This is a genomic window from Comamonas sp. SY3 (genome assembly GCF_041730275.1).
Lineage (GTDB): Bacteria > Pseudomonadota > Gammaproteobacteria > Burkholderiales > Burkholderiaceae_C > Comamonas > Comamonas sediminis.
Window position 1 is genome coordinate 210,434 of record NZ_JBGTYN010000003.1, and the last position, 16,522, is coordinate 226,955.

The 16,522-nt window shown below is 65.8% G+C and carries 15 protein-coding genes and 1 riboswitch; of the genes, 5 read left to right on the plus strand and 10 right to left on the minus strand.

What is annotated here, in order from left to right; translation table 11 throughout:
• Nucleotides 1-35: 35 nt before the first annotated feature.
• Nucleotides 36-3,899: a trifunctional transcriptional regulator/proline dehydrogenase/L-glutamate gamma-semialdehyde dehydrogenase gene (putA, locus tag ACCQ08_RS05880; RefSeq protein WP_373449188.1), complete on the plus strand. Its 3,864-nt coding sequence runs from the start codon at nt 36-38 to the stop codon at nt 3,897-3,899.
• 105 nt (nt 3,900-4,004) lie between these two features.
• Here putA and ACCQ08_RS05885 read toward each other — a convergent pair whose 3' ends face one another.
• Nucleotides 4,005-4,577, minus strand: coding sequence for a TMEM165/GDT1 family protein (locus ACCQ08_RS05885; RefSeq protein WP_373449189.1), 573 nt, complete (start codon nt 4,575-4,577; stop codon nt 4,005-4,007).
• Between the two features lie 96 nt (nt 4,578-4,673).
• A riboswitch (yybP-ykoY riboswitch) is annotated at nt 4,674-4,787 on the minus strand.
• A 231-nt stretch (nt 4,788-5,018) separates the two neighbouring features.
• On the opposite strand from ACCQ08_RS05885, the gene ACCQ08_RS05890 reads away from it, so the two are divergent.
• Together ACCQ08_RS05890 and ACCQ08_RS05895 are read left to right on the plus strand one after the other, a co-directional pair.
• Nucleotides 5,019-5,432 (plus strand): RNA-binding protein, encoded by a 414-nt coding sequence (locus ACCQ08_RS05890; protein WP_256460942.1) that lies wholly within the window; start codon nt 5,019-5,021, stop codon nt 5,430-5,432.
• Between the two features lie 255 nt (nt 5,433-5,687).
• Complete coding sequence (locus ACCQ08_RS05895; RefSeq protein WP_373449190.1) at nt 5,688-6,305, plus strand: RNA recognition motif domain-containing protein; 618 nt, start codon at nt 5,688-5,690, stop codon at nt 6,303-6,305.
• 85 nt (nt 6,306-6,390) lie between these two features.
• Here the strand turns inward: ACCQ08_RS05895 and ACCQ08_RS05900 are convergent, their stop codons facing one another.
• The 4 genes from ACCQ08_RS05900 to ACCQ08_RS05915 are packed head-to-tail and all read right to left on the minus strand — an operon-like array spanning nt 6,391 to nt 9,385.
• Nucleotides 6,391-7,212, minus strand: a complete 822-nt coding sequence (locus ACCQ08_RS05900) for an SDR family oxidoreductase (protein WP_239809913.1) — start codon at nt 7,210-7,212, stop codon at nt 6,391-6,393.
• Nucleotides 7,213-7,218: 6 nt separating this feature from the next.
• The gene (gene lptC, locus ACCQ08_RS05905) at nt 7,219-7,818 is read right to left on the minus strand and encodes an LPS export ABC transporter periplasmic protein LptC (RefSeq protein WP_373449191.1); all 600 of its coding nucleotides are present in this window, start codon (nt 7,816-7,818) and stop codon (nt 7,219-7,221) included.
• Nucleotides 7,815-8,387 (minus strand): HAD family hydrolase, encoded by a 573-nt coding sequence (locus ACCQ08_RS05910; RefSeq protein WP_239809915.1) that lies wholly within the window; start codon nt 8,385-8,387, stop codon nt 7,815-7,817. The genes lptC and ACCQ08_RS05910 overlap by 4 nt, the downstream gene beginning before the upstream one ends.
• A complete protein-coding gene (locus ACCQ08_RS05915; protein ID WP_312835113.1) occupies nt 8,387-9,385 on the minus strand; it encodes a KpsF/GutQ family sugar-phosphate isomerase in 999 nt (332 codons plus the stop codon). The genes ACCQ08_RS05910 and ACCQ08_RS05915 overlap by 1 nt, the downstream gene beginning before the upstream one ends.
• 140 nt (nt 9,386-9,525) lie before the next feature.
• Between ACCQ08_RS05915 and ACCQ08_RS05920 the strand changes: the two genes are divergently transcribed.
• A complete protein-coding gene (locus tag ACCQ08_RS05920) occupies nt 9,526-10,080 on the plus strand; it encodes an adenine phosphoribosyltransferase (RefSeq protein WP_133856207.1) in 555 nt (184 codons plus the stop codon).
• A gap of 33 nt (nt 10,081-10,113) precedes the next feature.
• Here ACCQ08_RS05920 and ACCQ08_RS05925 read toward each other — a convergent pair whose 3' ends face one another.
• The gene (locus tag ACCQ08_RS05925) at nt 10,114-10,881 is read right to left on the minus strand and encodes a hypothetical protein (protein ID WP_373449192.1); all 768 of its coding nucleotides are present in this window, start codon (nt 10,879-10,881) and stop codon (nt 10,114-10,116) included.
• Between the two features lie 180 nt (nt 10,882-11,061).
• Entirely contained in the window at nt 11,062-11,538 is a 477-nt protein-coding gene (locus ACCQ08_RS05930; RefSeq protein WP_021024746.1) for a Crp/Fnr family transcriptional regulator, read from the minus strand.
• A 185-nt stretch (nt 11,539-11,723) separates the two neighbouring features.
• On the opposite strand from ACCQ08_RS05930, the gene ACCQ08_RS05935 reads away from it, so the two are divergent.
• Nucleotides 11,724-12,650, plus strand: coding sequence for a class I SAM-dependent methyltransferase (locus ACCQ08_RS05935; protein ID WP_312414935.1), 927 nt, complete (start codon nt 11,724-11,726; stop codon nt 12,648-12,650).
• Between the two features lie 161 nt (nt 12,651-12,811).
• Here ACCQ08_RS05935 and ACCQ08_RS05940 read toward each other — a convergent pair whose 3' ends face one another.
• From ACCQ08_RS05940 to ACCQ08_RS05950, 3 genes are all read right to left on the minus strand, one after another.
• On the minus strand, nt 12,812-13,027 hold the full coding sequence (locus ACCQ08_RS05940; RefSeq protein ID WP_373449193.1) for a plastocyanin/azurin family copper-binding protein: 216 nt from the start codon (nt 13,025-13,027) through the stop codon (nt 12,812-12,814).
• Nucleotides 13,028-13,197: 170 nt separating this feature from the next.
• The gene (mnmE, locus tag ACCQ08_RS05945; protein WP_373449194.1) at nt 13,198-14,667 is read right to left on the minus strand and encodes a tRNA uridine-5-carboxymethylaminomethyl(34) synthesis GTPase MnmE; all 1,470 of its coding nucleotides are present in this window, start codon (nt 14,665-14,667) and stop codon (nt 13,198-13,200) included.
• A gap of 172 nt (nt 14,668-14,839) precedes the next feature.
• Nucleotides 14,840-16,423 (minus strand): ABC transporter substrate-binding protein, encoded by a 1,584-nt coding sequence (locus ACCQ08_RS05950; protein WP_239809926.1) that lies wholly within the window; start codon nt 16,421-16,423, stop codon nt 14,840-14,842.
• Nucleotides 16,424-16,522 lie beyond the last annotated feature (99 nt).

Consider the following 16,522-nt stretch of genomic DNA (forward strand, 5'->3'; position numbering starts at 1 on the left):
CGGCATTCACTATCTACTCTGAACACGAGCCCGCCATGACTGCCAACGCCGTTGTTGACAACCAGCCCTCCACTACCTCGCCATTTTCGACCACGGGCAGCAGCCCATCTGGCGCCAGTGCTCCTGTTTTTAATGAGCTGGTGTCGGCCTTGCAGCCCGCCTCGGCACTGCGCGCGGCCATCACGGCCGCCTACCGCAAGCCCGAGACCGAAGCGCTGGAGGCACTGCTGCCCCAGGCCACGCCACCCGCCGCCATCGCCCAGGCCGGCGATGCGCTGGCGCTGCAGCTGGCCCGCACGCTGCGCGAGCGCAAGGCCGACAGCGGCCGCTCCGGCCTGGTGCAAGGCCTGCTACAGGAGTTTGCGCTGTCGTCGCAAGAAGGCATTGCGCTGATGTGCCTGGCCGAGGCGCTGCTGCGCATCCCCGATACGGCCACGCGCGATGTGCTGATCCGCGACAAGATCGCCCACGGCCAGTGGAAGGCCCATGTGGGCAAGAGCCCGTCGATGTTCGTCAATGCCGCCGCCTGGGGCCTGGTGCTGACCGGCAAGCTGGTGGCCACGCACAGCGAGGGCTCGCTGGGCCAGTCGCTCACCCGCCTGATCGGCCGGGGCGGCGAGCCGCTGATCCGCAAGGGCGTGGACATGGCCATGCGCATGATGGGCGAGCAGTTCGTCACCGGCGAGACGATTGGCGAAGCGCTGAAGAATGCCGAGCGCCTGGAGGCCAAGGGCTTCCGCTACTCCTACGACATGCTGGGCGAAGCGGCGATGACCAGCGATGACGCCAAGCGCTACCTGCGCGACTACGAAAACGCGATCCATGCGATCGGCAAGGCCAGCAATGGCCGGGGCGTCTACGAAGGCCCGGGCATCTCGATCAAGCTGTCGGCCCTGCACCCGCGCTACAGCCGCGCCCAGTACGACCGCGTGATGGCCGAGCTCTACCCGGTGGTGCTGCAGCTGGCCGTGCTCGCCAAAAGCTACAACATCGGCCTCAATATCGACGCCGAAGAAGCCGACCGCCTGGAGCTGTCGCTGGACCTGCTGGAAAAACTCTGCTTCGCACCCGAGCTGGCCGGTTTTGCCGGCATCGGCTTTGTCGTGCAGGCCTACCAAAAGCGCTGCCCCTATGTGCTGGACTTCATCATCGACCTGGCCCGCCGCAGCCAGCACCGCCTGATGGTGCGCCTGGTCAAGGGCGCCTACTGGGACAGCGAGATCAAGCGCGCCCAGATCGACGGTCTCGAAGGCTACCCGGTCTACACCCGCAAGGCCTATACCGATGTGTCCTACCTGGCCTGCGCGCGCCAGTTGCTGGCCGCGCCCGATGCGGTCTACCCCCAGTTCGCCACGCACAATGCCCACACCCTGGCCACCATCTACCACCTGGCCGACCCGGCCCGCTACCAGCCGGGCCAGTACGAGTTCCAGTGCCTGCACGGCATGGGCGAGCCGCTGTACGAGCAAGTCGTGGGCCGCACGGCCAGCGAGAACCTGGGCCGCCCCTGCCGCATCTATGCCCCCGTGGGCACGCATGAAACCCTGCTGGCCTACCTGGTGCGCCGCCTGCTGGAGAACGGCGCCAACACCAGCTTTGTGAACCGCATCGCCGACCAGGACATCCCCCTGGCCAAGCTGGTGGAAAACCCCGTGACCACCGCCCAGCAATGGGCACAGAGCGAAGGCCAGCTGGGCCTGCCCAACCCGCACATTGCCCAGCCACGCGCGCTGTATGGCGCAAGCCGCAGCAATTCGGCCGGGCTGGACCTGTCCAACGACAACCGCCTGCGTGCGCTGCAGCACGACCTGCAGGCCAGCGCACAGATGACCTGGCATGCCCAGCCCTTGCTGGCAGACGGCGCCCCCGCCTCTACCCAGCCGAGCGAGCCCGTGCTGAACCCGGCCGACCACAGCGACCAGGTCGGCACGGTCACGCAGGCATCGGCCGATCAGGTGGAGTTTGCGCTGGCTGCTGCCCAGGCCGCCGCCGCCCGCTGGCAGGCCACCCCGGCGGCCCAGCGCGCCGATTGCCTGGCCAAGGCCGGTGACCTGCTCGAAGCCCATATGCCCACCTTGATGGGCGTGCTGGTGCGCGAGGCGGGCAAGACCTGCTCCAACGCGATTGCCGAAGTGCGCGAAGCGGTGGACTTTCTGCGCTTCTACGCCGCCCAGGTGCGCAGCTGGGGCCAGGCGGATTACCAGGCCCTGGGCCCGGTGGTCTGCATCAGCCCCTGGAACTTCCCGCTGGCCATCTTCAGCGGCCAGATTGCTGCTGCGCTGGCCGCCGGCAACACCGTGCTGGCCAAACCGGCCGAGCAGACCCCGCTGATCGCCGCCGCTGCCGTGCAGGCGCTGTGGCAGGCAGGCGTGCCGCACGATGTGCTGCAGCTGCTGCCGGGCACCGGCGAGACCGTGGGTGCCCGCCTGGTGGGCGACAGCCGCGTGCAGGCCGTGATGTTCACCGGCTCGACGGAAGTGGCCCGCATTCTGCAAAAGACCCTGGCCCAGCGCCTTGATGCCCAAGGCCAGCCCGTGACCCTGGTGGCCGAGACCGGCGGCCAGAACGCGATGATCGTGGACTCCTCCGCGCTGGCCGAGCAGGTGGTGGTCGATGTGCTGTCGTCGGCCTTTGACTCGGCCGGCCAGCGCTGCTCGGCGCTGCGCGTGCTCTGCGTGCAGGAAGAGGCCGCCGACCGCCTGCTGCACATGCTGCGCGGCGCGATGCAGGAGCTCCAGGTCGGCAACCCCTGCCAGCTCAAGACCGACGTCGGCCCCGTCATCGACGCCGAAGCCAAGGGCGTCATCGACCAGCACATTGCCCGCATGCAGGCCGCCGGCCACCAGGTCTGGCAAAACGGCGGCGCCAGCGCGCAGGGCACCTTTGTGCCGCCGACGGTGATCGCCATCCGCCAGCTGTCCGAACTCAAGCGCGAGGTCTTCGGCCCGGTGCTGCATGTGCTGCGCTACCGCCGCGAGAACCTGCCCCAGCTGCTGGCCGACATCAATGCCACCGGCTACGCCCTCACCTTGGGCCTGCACACCCGCATTGACGAGACCATCAGCCAGGTGGTCACTGCTGCGCATGCCGGCAATATCTATGTGAACCGCAACATCGTCGGCGCCGTCGTCGGTGTGCAGCCCTTTGGCGGCGAAGGCCTGTCGGGCACGGGTCCCAAGGCGGGCGGCCCGCTGTACATGCTGCGCCTGCTCAGCCGCATGCCGGCCACGGCCACGGTCGATGCGCTGGCCCACCTGCCCCGCATGGCGGGCAATGAGGCGCCGGCGCCCGCCACTGGCCAGCGTGGCCATGCCCATGGCCTGGAGCAGGCCGATGCCGCCCCGGCCGCTGCGCTGGATGCGCTGCAAAGCTGGGCCAGCCAGCAAGGCCAGGGCGAGCTGGCAGCGCTGTGCCAACGCTATGCCGCCCATACCGGCAATGGCTTTGCGGCCGAGCTGCCCGGCCCGACCGGTGAGCGCAATCTGTATGTGCTGAGCGGCCGCGAGCGCGTGGGCTGCGTGGCCAGCACCACAAGCCTGCTGCTGGCCCAGCTCGCCGCCGTGCTGACGGCTGGCTCCACCGCCGTGTGGCCCGCCAACAGCCAGTACGCCAGCCTGCTGGCACAACTGCCCGCATCGGTGCGTGCCTCGGTGCAACTGTCTGCGCACAGCGCGCAGGCCTTCCTGCAGTCCGAAGCCTTCGATGCGCTGATCGCCGATGCCGCCAGCGGCTGGCTGCCCACCGGCAGCAGCCTGGCGGGCCGCCCCGGCGCCATTGTGCCGATCACCGCCCAGGCCGCCGATGGCAGCGTGCCGCTGTTCCGCCTGCTGGCCGAGCATGCGATCAGCATCAACACCGCAGCAGCGGGCGGCAATGCGAGCCTGATGACCTTGGACTGAGGCTGAGGCTTGGGGCGCTGCCCCATCCAAAAAGGGCTGGAGATCGCAGGATCCCCAGCCCTTTGCGTTTGAGCGTTGCCGGTGTTGCTGGCGCCGCCAGCGCTGTCAGTCCATCGTCGTGAACAGCGCAGCCACGCCCAGCATCAGGAAGATCACCGCACAGACACGGTGGATCCAGCGGATCGGCAGCTTCTTGGTGATCTTGTCGCCAAACCAGACCACCGGCGCATTGGCCAGCATCATGCCGATCGTGGTGCCGGCGACCACCCAGTAATAGGAAGCCGGGTACTTGGCGGCCAGCCCCACGGTGGCCAGCTGGGTCTTGTCGCCCATCTCGGCCAGGAAGAACAGCAGCACCGTGGTGCCGAACACGCCCCAGCGGCCGCTGCTCTTGCCGGCTTCGTCCTCGTCGATCTTGTCGGGAATCAGCATCCAGCCGGCCATCAGGATGAAGGACACGCCCAGAATCCAACGCAGCACATCGGGGCCGAGCATCGTGGTGATCCAGGCACCGACGGCACCGGCCAGTGCATGGTTGACCAGGGTCGAGACAAAGATGCCCAGCACAATGGGCCAGGGTTTGCGGTATTTGGCAGCAAGGACAAGGGAGAGCAGCTGTGTCTTGTCGCCCATTTCGGCAAGGGCGACGACAGCGGTCGAGAGGAGAAAGGCTTCCATGGTGTGGGGATCGTTATTGCAGCCGGATATAGCAAGACAGCATTGACCGCATCGCGACTCCGGCATTGGATCGCAACGTGGTCAATGGTCTCGCCCAGCATCCTCATCACAAGGTGCCGTGTACGCCATAGGCCGCGAAGGCCCAAGTTTGTTGACGCACACTCCGCGGCGCATTGCACGCCCGGCAGGCTACTCCCCAAAGACTGGCGCATCATACGCCCAAAAGCGATGCTGCGCCGCAACACCCACTGCCGCCAGGGAAAATACCAAGCCCCGCTTGCGGGAACTGTCAACACAGCGTAAGGCGATTCACCCATAATGGTGAAGCTCAATGTGCCCCCGGGTACACTAGAGCGCGCGGTGATCCGTCTTGGAAGTTGTCACAGGTTTGTTGATTGCATCAGGCTCCATCGCTTTTTTTACTTTTTTCGGAGTCCTCAAATGGGCAACAAACTTTACGTGGGCAACCTGCCCTACTCTTTCCGTGACAGCGATCTGGAAAGCACTTTCAGCCAATTCGGTACCGTCTCCAGCGCCAAGGTCATGATGGAACGTGACACCGGCCGCTCCAAGGGCTTCGGCTTTGTGGAAATGGGTTCGGACGCTGAAGCACAAGCTGCTATCGAAGGCGTGAACGGCCAAGGCTACGGCGGCCGTAACCTGGTTGTGAACGAAGCCCGTCCCATGGAAGCCCGTCCTCCACGCAGCGGTGGTTTCGGTGGTGGCAACCGTGGCGGCTTCGGCGGCGGTGACCGCGGCGGCTTCGGCGGCGGTGACCGCGGCGGCTTCGGCGGCGGCGATCGCGGTGGCTTCGGCGGCGGTGGCCGTGGTGGCTACGGTGGCGGCAGCTACTAAGCACCTCACCTGCAAAACCTCTTACGGGTTTTGACGGTTAGATGACGGGTTTTCCCGAAAAAAAGGCCTCTTTGAGGCCTTTTTTGCATCTGGTTGCAGCTTCCGCGCCACAACTGAGGGGCGGAACTATGCCATTGTCGGTTTTTATGCCAGAAAATAAAGGATGGAGTATTCCTCCATCGGGCTACTGCGATGAATGACCGGTGTTCTACAGGGCGCTATCGCATTATTTAAGAGTTATCAGGAGTCCCTCAAATGGGCAACAAGCTTTACGTCGGTAATTTGCCATACCAGGTTCGCGACAACGATCTGGAACAGGCCTTTGGTCAGTTTGGCAGCGTAACCAGCGCCAAGGTGATGATGGAACGCGACACGGGTCGCTCCAAGGGTTTCGGTTTTGTAGAAATGGGCAGCGATGACGAAGCCCAAGCAGCGGTCAACGGTCTGAACGGTCAGCCTCTGGGCGGCCGCAATCTGGTCGTGAACGAAGCGCGTCCGATGGAGCCCCGTCCTCCCCGCAGCGGCGGTGGTGGCTTTGGCGGCCCACGCGGTGGTGGCTTCGGTGGCGGCGGTAACCGCGGCGGCTTCGGTGGCGGCGGTGGTGGCTACGGCGGCGGTGGTGGCGGTGGCTACGGCGGCGGCGGTGGTGGTGGATACGGCGGCGGCGGTGACCGTGGCGGCTACGGCGGCGGTGGCGGTGGTTATGGCGACCGTGGCGGTCGCGATGGCGGCGGCGGCCGTGGCGGCAATGACCGTGGCTTTGGTGGCGGTGATCGCGGCGGCGACCGCGATGGCGGCTTCCGCAGCCCCTACGGCAATGGTTCGCGCAACCGCGGCGGCAACCAAGGCTACGACAACAACGACGATTATTGATGTCTGCAGGCACACCCTGGCGGTGCGCCTCCAGCAACGACAAAGCCCCGCCAGGGGCTTTTTTCATGGCCGGCGCAGACCTGCGTCAGTCCCGGCCTGGCGGCAGCTCTTGCACCCGTTCGCGGTGGCGGTGCTTGCGCGGGCGGTTGGCCAGCGCGCGGTCATACAGCGCATTGGGTAGGCAGCGCAACAGCTTGGCCACCCAGCCCATCTGCCAGGGGATGACGGCATAGCTGCGCGCCTTGGCAATCACCGCGAAGGCCTTGTCGGCGAAGGCCTCGGGTTGCATCAGGAACGGCATGCCGTAGCGGTTATGGCTGGTGAGCGGCGTGGCCACAAAGCCCGGGCTGATCGTGACCACCTGCACGCCGCTGCGCTGCAGCTCCACCCGCAGGCTCTCGCAGTAGCTGATGACCGCCGCCTTGCTGGCGCAGTAGGCGCCGTGGCCGGGCAGGCCGCGTATGCCGGCCACACTGGCAATACCCACCAATTTGCCACTGCCACGCGCCTGCATGGGCCGCACAAAGGCGTGGAAGGTCGCGGCCATGCCGATCACGTTGGTGGCATAGGTCTGGGCCATGACGTCCAGGTCCTCGCGCTCTGCCGTGTCGATGCCGTAACTCACCCCGGCATTGGCCACCACCACATCGGGCAGGCCCTGCTGCTGCAGGCATTGCGCGCAGGCGGCAATGATCTGGTCCTGATTGGCCACGTCGGCGCCATAGATGGCATAGCGGCTGCTGTCCATGCCTTGTGCCTGCGCCCATGCCTGCATCACTGCGCTGCGGCGGGCCACCAGCGCCAGCCGGTAGCCGGCCTGGTAGTAGCGCCAGGCCAGCGCCTGGCCGATGCCGCTGGAGGCGCCGGTGATCAGCACCAGCGGTGCGTCGCTCAGGGGGGTGGCCATGGGCGCTCAGCGTGCGGGCTGCAGGACACCCTTGACCCGGCCCTTGAGCTCGGCCACCTGGGTGATGTTGTTGAAGACCATGGAATCGGCCGTGAAGCGGTCCTTGCCCCGGATGATCTCGACCGGCTTGTTCGAGCTCACACGCTCTTCATTGACAAAGGCGTGCAGGAATTCGCCCCGGAACTCCATCTGCGGCACACCCGGCTTGTTGCTGCTGCGCACCACCTTGGCATTGCCGAACAGCTGCACTTCCGAGCCATCGGCATTGGACAGCGCGCGGTCGGCCGTCGCCACCGTCGTGGATCCATCCAGCCGCAACGAGCGCATCGTGGCCGTATCGATCTCCAGCGTGTCGGTGTCGATGAAGTGGCGCATCTTGTTGCCCAGGATCTCGCTGGTCAGCACGCCGGTGCCGTCAAAGTTGCGCACCGAAAAATCGCTCATGTAGTAATCCACCTCGTGGCCGGGCACCACCGCCTCACGCACGCTCTGCGGCTTGGGGGCATTGCGCACCAGCCACCAGGTGCCCAGCGCCAGCAGACCCATCAGGATCACCGGCAGGTAGATGGACGACAGGTCCATGAGGCGTCGCACACGAGATTTCATTGTCCGTACCGATCGAGCAGGTTGACATAGGCACCGCTGGCGGCCAGCACAGCATCGCACAGCTCGCGCGCGGCGCCTGCGCCGCCGTGGCGGGTGGTCACCCAGTGTGCCACGCCCAGCACTTCGGGGTGGGCATTGGCGGGGGCGCAGGCTAGCTGGCAGCGGCGCAATACCGGCAGATCCGGCCAGTCATCGCCAATGGCAGCGGCCTGGTGCCAGTCCAGGCCCAGCGCCTCCAGCATGGCCTGGGCGGCGGGCAGCTTGTCCTCGGTCCCATAGCGCACATGCGCGATGCCCAATGCCGCCAGGCGGTGGCGCAGCGGCGCCGAGTCACGCCCGGTGATGACCGCCGGCACGATGCCGGCTTCGCGCAGCATCTTGAGGCCATGGCCGTCGAGCGTGTGGAAGCGCTTGAGCGTTTCACCCTGCTCGCTGATGTACAGGCCGCCATCGGTGAGCACGCCATCCACATCGAAAAACACGATCTTGATGCCCTGGGCACGCAGCAGCAACCCGGCGGGCCACTGCTGGGCGGGGGTGATGGGGGGCAAGGTCAGGGTGCTGGCCATCAGATCACCTTGGCCCGCATCAGATCGCCCACATGCACGATGCCCACCAGGCGCCGGGCCGCATCGGTGACCAGCACGCTGGTGATGCGGTGGGCCTCCATCATCGCGGCGGCATCGGCCGCCAGCGCGTCAGCCGATATCTGGCGCGGCGCCGCATGCATCACCTCGGCCGCAGTCAGGCCACGCAAATCGGCACCGGCCTCAATACGGCGGCGCAGATCGCCATCGGTGAAGACGCCCTGCAGCAGCCCGTTCGCATCGACGATGGCAGCCGCGCCCATGCCCTTGGCGCTCATCTCGCGCATCAGATCGCTGAAACTGGCGCTGGGCAATACGGTAGGCAGTTCATCGCCGCTGCGCATCACGTCAGCCACATGGGTGAGCAGGCGGCGGCCCAGCGCGCCACCGGGGTGGGAGCGGGCAAAGTCCTCGGCCTTGAAGCCGCGCGCATCCAGCAGCGCGACGGCCAGCGCATCGCCCATCGCCATTTGCGCCGTGGTGCTGGCCGTGGGGGCCAGGTTCAGCGGGCAGGCTTCCTTGTCCACCTGGGTGTTGAGCACCCAGTCGGCGTGGCGGGCCATTGAGGACTGCAGGTTGCCCGTCATCGCCACGATGGGCACGCCCAGGCGCTTGAGCACCGGCAGCAGCACCGAAATCTCGCCACTCTCACCGCTGTTGGAGATGGCCAGCACCAGGTCCTGGCCGGTCACCATGCCCAGGTCGCCATGGCTGGCCTCACCCGGGTGCACAAAGAATGCGGGCGTACCGGTCGATGCCAAGGTTGCGGCAATCTTGCGCCCGACATGCCCGCTCTTGCCCATGCCGGTGACCACCACACGTCCAGGAATCTCCAGCATGCGCTGCACGACCTGGACAAAGTTGTCGTCCAGGCGTTGTGTCAGCGCGGCAATGGCTTCGGCCTCGATCGCGAAGGTGGACGCCGCCAGGCGCAGAATCTGCGCCGCTTCGAGGGGGCGCTTGGGCTGTAGGGTGCTCATGGAGGCCGATTTTATCGGAGCGCCCGCGCCCCGGCGGACGCAGGTCATTGCCAAACATGCTTAACAAAGCACCGCCGCTGGACTGCAGCAACCGCACATGCACTACCATGTGCGGGTCCTCCCCCTTCTCCGGCCCCACCATGCACGCTCCCGACGTCAACGCCTTTTTGCGTCACCACATCCGCACCGTTCCCGATTGGCCAGCGCCGGGCGTGCAGTTCCGGGACATCACCCCGCTGCTGCAGAACCCGCAGGTCTTCCATGTGCTGATCGACGCCTTTGTGCACCGCTACATGTCGCGCGACATGCGCCCCGATGTGGTGGCAGGACTCGACGCGCGGGGCTTCATCCTCGGCGCCGTCATTGCCTACCAGCTCAAGGTGGGCTTTGTGCCGATCCGCAAAAAAGGCAAGCTGCCCTTCACCACGGTGGAGGAGACCTATGAGCTGGAGTACGGCAGCGCCACCGTGGAGCTGCATGCCGATGCAGTCAAGCCCGGCGACAAGGTGCTGCTGGTCGATGACCTGATTGCCACCGGCGGCACGATGATGGCCGGCAAGAACCTGCTGGAGAAACTCGGCGCCCAGGTGATGGAGGGCGCTGCCATTGTCGACCTGCCCGAACTGGGCGGCTCCAAGCGGCTGACCGACGCAGGCCTGCCGCTGTTCACCTTGGTGGATTTCGCGGGCCACTGAGCCTCCGCTGCAGCGCTGCAGCGGCGTGGACGCTCAATGCAGATCGCCGTACTGGGTATTGCTCAGGCCGCCAAAACTGGTGTCGGCGGTGGGCGCAGGCGCGCCGCCCCGGCGGGCCGCTTCCCGTGCGATCTGGGTCGGGTCAGTGGCACGGCGTGCGGGCGGGACAATCGGCGCCGGCCGTGGCGCGGTGCTGGTCGCGGCGCGCTGACTGGCCGGTGCCCCCTCCAGCGCCGGCACCGGGTTCATCGCGGCGTCGAGCAAGGCCTTCTTGAAGGCGGCAATCTCTGCCTCATCGACCGGGTCCATGCCCAGCGGCACCGGTGCCATCGGCGCCTGGGACGGCGCGGCGCCAGCGCTGGCGACACGGGGTGCCTTGCTGCTGACGGCACCGAGCTGGGCGTTGAGGCGCCAGTACACCGAGGTGATGACGATCTCGAAACGGGTCTTGGCCGAATAGGCGATCAAGGCTTCGATCTGGGTGAGCTTGTCCGGCGAGGCGCAGTGCTGCTGCGCCAGGTCCACCATCACAATGAACTGCGTCGCGCGCTTGTCCAGCGCCAGCACCTTGAATTTGTAAGCTGCCGACAGAATGCCGGAGCGCACCATGGACTCGCGCACCGCCGAATACACCATTTCCCGCCGGGCCGAACGCTCACCGGGCCGCGGCGCGGCGCTGTCGTGCGGGGACGCCGCAGCCATGGACTTGGCGCCCACCAACGGGCTCTGGGCGGCCAGCATATCGTGCTGGCTGTGGCCCAACGGCTCGGCGAACATTGTTTGCGGCCCAAAGGCAGCCACGGCCGGTTTTTTTTCTGGTCGACTGAACCATTTGGCAAATATAGACATGCCACTCCCTACCCTGATCAGAATGCAAAACGGTCACCCGTTTCACCGTGCAACAGGCATTTGTAATTGTAGGGATGGAGTATTGCATACACTTGTCAGAAAAGCGCGTGCCATTTGACACATGCCAAGCTTTTATGTTGCGGCAACGCGGCGTTTGCGGTTGCCCAGGCGCTTGGCCAGCACCGATCCGGCGGCCATCGCCAGCGCCACGGCCACGGTGGGCTGGCGGTTGCACAGCTCGGTAAAGCGGATGCTGGACAGCCCCCAGAGGCGGCAGCCGGCCACCGCCTGCACGGTGGCATTGCGCGGCTGGTGCGAGAAGAACGCGCCTTCCCCGACAATGGAGCCCGCGCCGACGATGGCCAGGCGAATGCGCTGCTTTTCGTCCTCGAAATGCACGCTCAAGCTGCCGCTTTCGACGAAGAACAAGGTGCGCTCCTGCGTGCCTTGCTGAAACAACACCTGGGATGCCGCCAGCTGGGTCTGCGTCAGATAAGGGGCCAGGATCTCCCACTGCGCTGCCGTCAGCGGGTTGATCATGCTTTCCTCGTCCTGGCAGTTGTTGATGGCGGTCACCAGGGGCTTGATGTCATTGGCGCTACTGAACATGAAAACCTCCTCCTCAATCCTGGCGGTGATCCACCAGTGATCTGTCGAAACTCATAACCCAAGAAATCTAACCGAGCAGCCGCACAATTGGAGGGCGGGCCGGGGAATATTTGTAAGAAGTATCCCGCAGCCCACATTTCTGGTCCAGCACTGCACCCCCGTTTCTCTTCCCGACATCTGAATCCATGCAAGCATTACTTGAGGCCATCGCCACTATGCCCGCAAGCCAGCAGGCGCAACGCCTGTTCCATGGCCGAGGCGGCCTGTTTCCGGGCTGCGAACACCTGTCGCTGGACCTGTACCCGCCGGCCGTGGTGCTGACCAGCTTTGCGCCGCTGGCCGACGAGGCGCTGCACAGCGTGGGCGAGGCGCTGCAGCAGCGCTGGCAGCAGCTCTACCCAGGTGAGCCGCTCACCTGGGTCTACCAATGCCGGGCGCTGGGCGCGGCCGAGACCCGCCTGGTCCAGGGCAGCCTGCCCGAGCCCCATACCGTGCAGGAGGACGATGCCCGCTACCAGGTGCATGTGCTGCGCGGACAGAACCATGGCCTGTTTCTAGACATGGCCGAGGGCAGGCGCTGGGTGCGCCAGTTCATTGCGCGCCAGCCGGACCCAGAGCGCTGCAAGGTGCTCAACCTGTTTGCCTATACCTGCGCGTTCTCGGTCGCAGCACTGCAGGCCGGCGCCGGCCAGGTGGTCAATATCGACATGAGCAAGGCTGCACTGGCCAGTGGCCAGCAGAACCACCGGCTCAACCAGCTGGCCGGCGGCCAGTTCTGGGGCCATGACATTTTCAGCAGCTGGGGCAAGATCACCCGCACCGGGCCTTACCAGCTGGTGATCATGGACCCGCCCAGCTACCAAAAGGGCAGCTTTGTGGCTACCAAGGACTACGCGCGCCTGATCAAGCGCCTGCCCGACCTGCTGGCGCCGGGCGGCTTTGCGCTGCTGTGCCTGAACGCCCCCGAGCTGCCGCTGGCCTTTTTGCAGGACCAGATGGCCGAGCTGGCGCCGGCGCTGGAGTTCATCGAGCAGGTGGCCAACCCCGCGATCTTTGCCGATGTCTCGCCCGACCGGGCGCTCAAAGTGCTGGCCTACCGCATGCCCAGCTGAGGCCGGGCCGTTGCTTCAGCGGTTTAGAGCCGGTAACACGACCCAGCAAACCGAAGGTTTGCGGTTGAGACTAGGCGTCCTGCCGCAGGCAGTACAGTAGTACGACAAGGCAGGGCGCGGCCGGCGAGGCAACGACGTATCAAGGGTTGTGTTAGCGGCTCTTAGTCGATGACGACCAGCTTGCCGCGCATAGGCTCGGCATGGGTGGGGAAGGAGCAGAAATAGGTGTAGTCCTCGCCCTGGCTCAAGCGCTCGACCGGGAAGCTCACCGAGGCATGCGCACCGCCCGACAGCATCTGGGTGGCAGCCAGCACGCGGGCATCGTCCCGGCTGGGCCAGGCGCGCCCGGGGCCGGAGCGCTGGCCTTCGCGGATCACCGCCTCGGTGCTGGTGGCCTCAGGGGGCTGCTGCCGCGATGAACGGCAGCAGTTCTTACACGTAGGCCGTTAACCGTCTGCTGAAAGCTCGGCGGAACCCCATACGTAGGGCATAGGCTTGAAGATCCCCTAGATGCTCGCTGGCGCTGCGCACGCGCCCGAACTTCGCATCACTTGCCAATACAAAAGCTCGAAAAAATCACCCCCAGCAAATCATCCGACGTGAATTCCCCGGTGATGGCATTCAACGCATGCTGGGCCAGGCGCAGCTCCTCGGCTAGCAGGTCGAGCGCGGGGCTGTCCACATGCAGCTGGGCATAGGCGATGTCCAGGTGCTCTTCGACCTGTTGCAGCGCCTGCACATGACGGGCGCGGGCAATATAGGTGCCTTCGGCGGCGGGCTGCCAGCCGGCCATGGCCAGCAGCTGCTGGCGCAGGGTGTCGAGGCCATCGCCGGTTTTGGCCGACAGCACCAGCGGGGCCTGGCCGCCCGCCGGGGCAGCGGCAGCAGCAGTGCCAAACTGCGCGGCGGCCTCGGCGCTTTGGCGGCGGGCCTCGTCGGCGGTCATGGCATCGGCCTTGTTCCAGACCTGCAGCACCGGTACGGTGGCGGGCAGTTGCTGCTGCAAGGTGGCGGCGATCTGGCGGTCGGCCTCGGCGTAGTCGGGCGCGGCCATGCGGGTCAGGTCGTGCAGGAACAGCACGGCATCGGCGGCAGCAATTTCTTCCCACGCGCGGGCAATGCCGATGCGCTCGACCTCGTCGCTGCTCTCGCGCAAGCCGGCCGTGTCGATCACATGCAGGGGCACGCCTTCGATCTGGATGGTCTGCGCGACCTTGTCACGCGTGGTGCCGGCTATCGGCGTGACGATGGCCAGCTCGGCGCCGGCCAGCGCGTTGAGCAGCGAGCTTTTGCCGGCATTGGGCTGCCCGGCGATCACCACCTTGATGCCCTCACGCAGCAAGGCGCCCTGGCGGGTGCGCTGCATGACGGCCTGCACGGTGGCGCGCAGCTGGTCCAGCTGGCCATAGGCATCGGCCTTTTGCAGAAAGTCGATTTCCTCTTCGGGGAAATCCAAGGTGGCCTCGACCAGCATGCGCAGGTGCACCAGCGCATCGCGCAGGCGGTGCACCTCTTGCGAGAAGGCGCCGGTCAAGGAGCGGCTGGCGCTGCGTGCCGCCGCCTCGGTGCTGGCATCGATCAGATCGGCAATCGCCTCGGCCTGGGCCAGGTCGATCTTGTCGTTCAGAAATGCGCGCTCGGTGAACTCCCCTGGCTCGGCCAGGCGCAGGCCGGGCAGCAGCGGCTTGCCGCTATCGGCCTCTGCCTGCGCGGCTTCCAGGCAACGGGCCAGCAGCAGCTGCATCACCACGGGGCCGCCATGGGCCTGCAGCTCCAGCACGTCCTCCCCGGTGTAGCTGTGCGGCGCGGGAAAGTACAAGGCTAGACCCTGGTCGATGGCCTGGCCGTCCGCCGCCTTGAAAGGCAGGTAGCTGGCCTCGCGCGGCTTCAGGGCCTTGCCGCAAAGGCGCTCGACCAGCGGCGCAATCGCCTTGCCCGACACGCGCACAATGCCCACTGCTCCGCGCCCGGGGGCAGTGGCAATGGCAACAATCGGATCGTGGTGGCGGGCAAGCATGGGCAGGTCTCTGGCGCTAGTGGGGCAAGGCCCACATTATCGGGCGGCTGCGCCAGCCGCCTGCACCGCAGGCTATTGGCCGGCCCGGTGCCCGCCCAGGTGCCTACTGAAACGCCCATGAAAAAAGCCTGCTGGCGCAGGCTTTGGGGTAGTCGGATCCAGCAGCGGCTGCTTACTTGACCGTGGTCCAGGCGGGGATGGGGCGTGCATCGGCGCGGTAGACGGTCTCGATGCCCTTGCGCATGGCCCAGGGGAAGATCTGGTGGTGCACGGGGATCGTGTAGAAGTTGTCCTTGGCCATCTTCAACGCGTCGTTCATCAAGGCATCGCGCTTGGCCGTGTCGGTTTCGGTCTTCAGCGCGTCGATCTTGGCATCCAGCTCCTTGTCGGCAATGCGGCCGCCGTTGTAGACGCCACCGCCTGCGGCGCCCTTGCTGTGGATCAGCGCGTCCAGCGAGTAGAGCGCATCAAAGGTCGCCACGCCCCAGCCGAACAGGTAGGCGTTCGGGTCGGAGTTCATCACGCGGGTCACGAACTGGGCCATCGGCGTGGCCTGCAGGCTGGTCTTGATGCCAATGCGGGTCCACATTGCGGTGACGGCCTGGCAGATCGCCTCGTCGTTCACATAGCGGTCATTCGGGCATTCGAGCTTGAGGTTGAAGCCATTGGGGTAGCCCGCTTCAGCCAGCAGCTTCTTGGCGCCTTCGACGTCGTACTTGGCAGCACGCTCTTCGAGCTCCTTGCTCCAGCCATGCACCATTGGCGCGACCATGGTGCCTGCGGTGATCGACATGCCGCGCATCGTGCGCTTGTGCAGGCCTTCGGTGTCGATCGCCATGTACATGGCCTTGCGCACGCGCACATCCTTCATCGGGTTCTTGCCCGGGGTGCCAGCGCCTGGCAGCTCGTCGCGGAACACGTCCAAGCCCAGGTAGATGGTGCGGTTCTCGGTGCCTTCGAGCAGCTTCAGCTCGGCGGTCTTCTTGATGCGCTCCTGGTCCTGCGGTGGCGGGTCGACCATGAAGTCCACCTGGTTGGAGATCAGCGCCGCAGTGCGGGTCGCGGCCGACTTGATGGGCGTGAAGACGATCTCATCCACGTTGCCGGTGGGCTTGTCCCACCAGGCGGCGTTCTTCTTCAGGGTCAGCTTCACATCGGGCTGCCAGCTGACGGCGATGAAGGAGCCCGTGCCGTTGGTGTTGCGGCTGGAGTAGCTTTCTTCCTTGCCGGCATAGTCCTGGGTCTTGACGGCATTGTTCTTCTCGGCCCAGGCCTTGTTCATGATGCGCGCCTCGGTCAGCTCACGCAGCAGGATCGGGTTGGGGCCCTTGAGGATCAGGTCCACGGTGAAGTCATCGACCTTCTTGACCTCCTTGATGCTCTGGGTGGCGCTCATCATGTTCGATGGCGGGGTCATGATGCGGGTCAGCGAGAAGACCACGTCATCGGCGGTGAAGGGTGCGCCGTCATGGAATTTGACGCCCTTGCGCAGCTCGAAGCGCCACTGGGTGGGGCTCACCTCGGTCCACTTGGTGGCCAGTGCCGGCTCCAGCTGGAAATCCTTGCCATAGCGCACCAGGGGCTCATAGACCTGCTGCAGGAACGCATGGGTGGTCTGGTGGTTCTGTGCGTGCGGATCCAGGGTCAGGATGTCGTTGGCACCTGCCCAGCGCAAGGTGGCCGCCTGGGCTGCGCCTGCACAAAGCAACACTGCCAGCGCCAGCGCGCTAGGTCGAAAAACCGATACTTTCGCCATACCTGAACCCCTATTTTGTTGAACACACTTTCAAACAGTTGATGCTAACGAAAAAACGGTCGCAAATGCGACCGTTTGGGAGGAGTATCCGGGAATGCC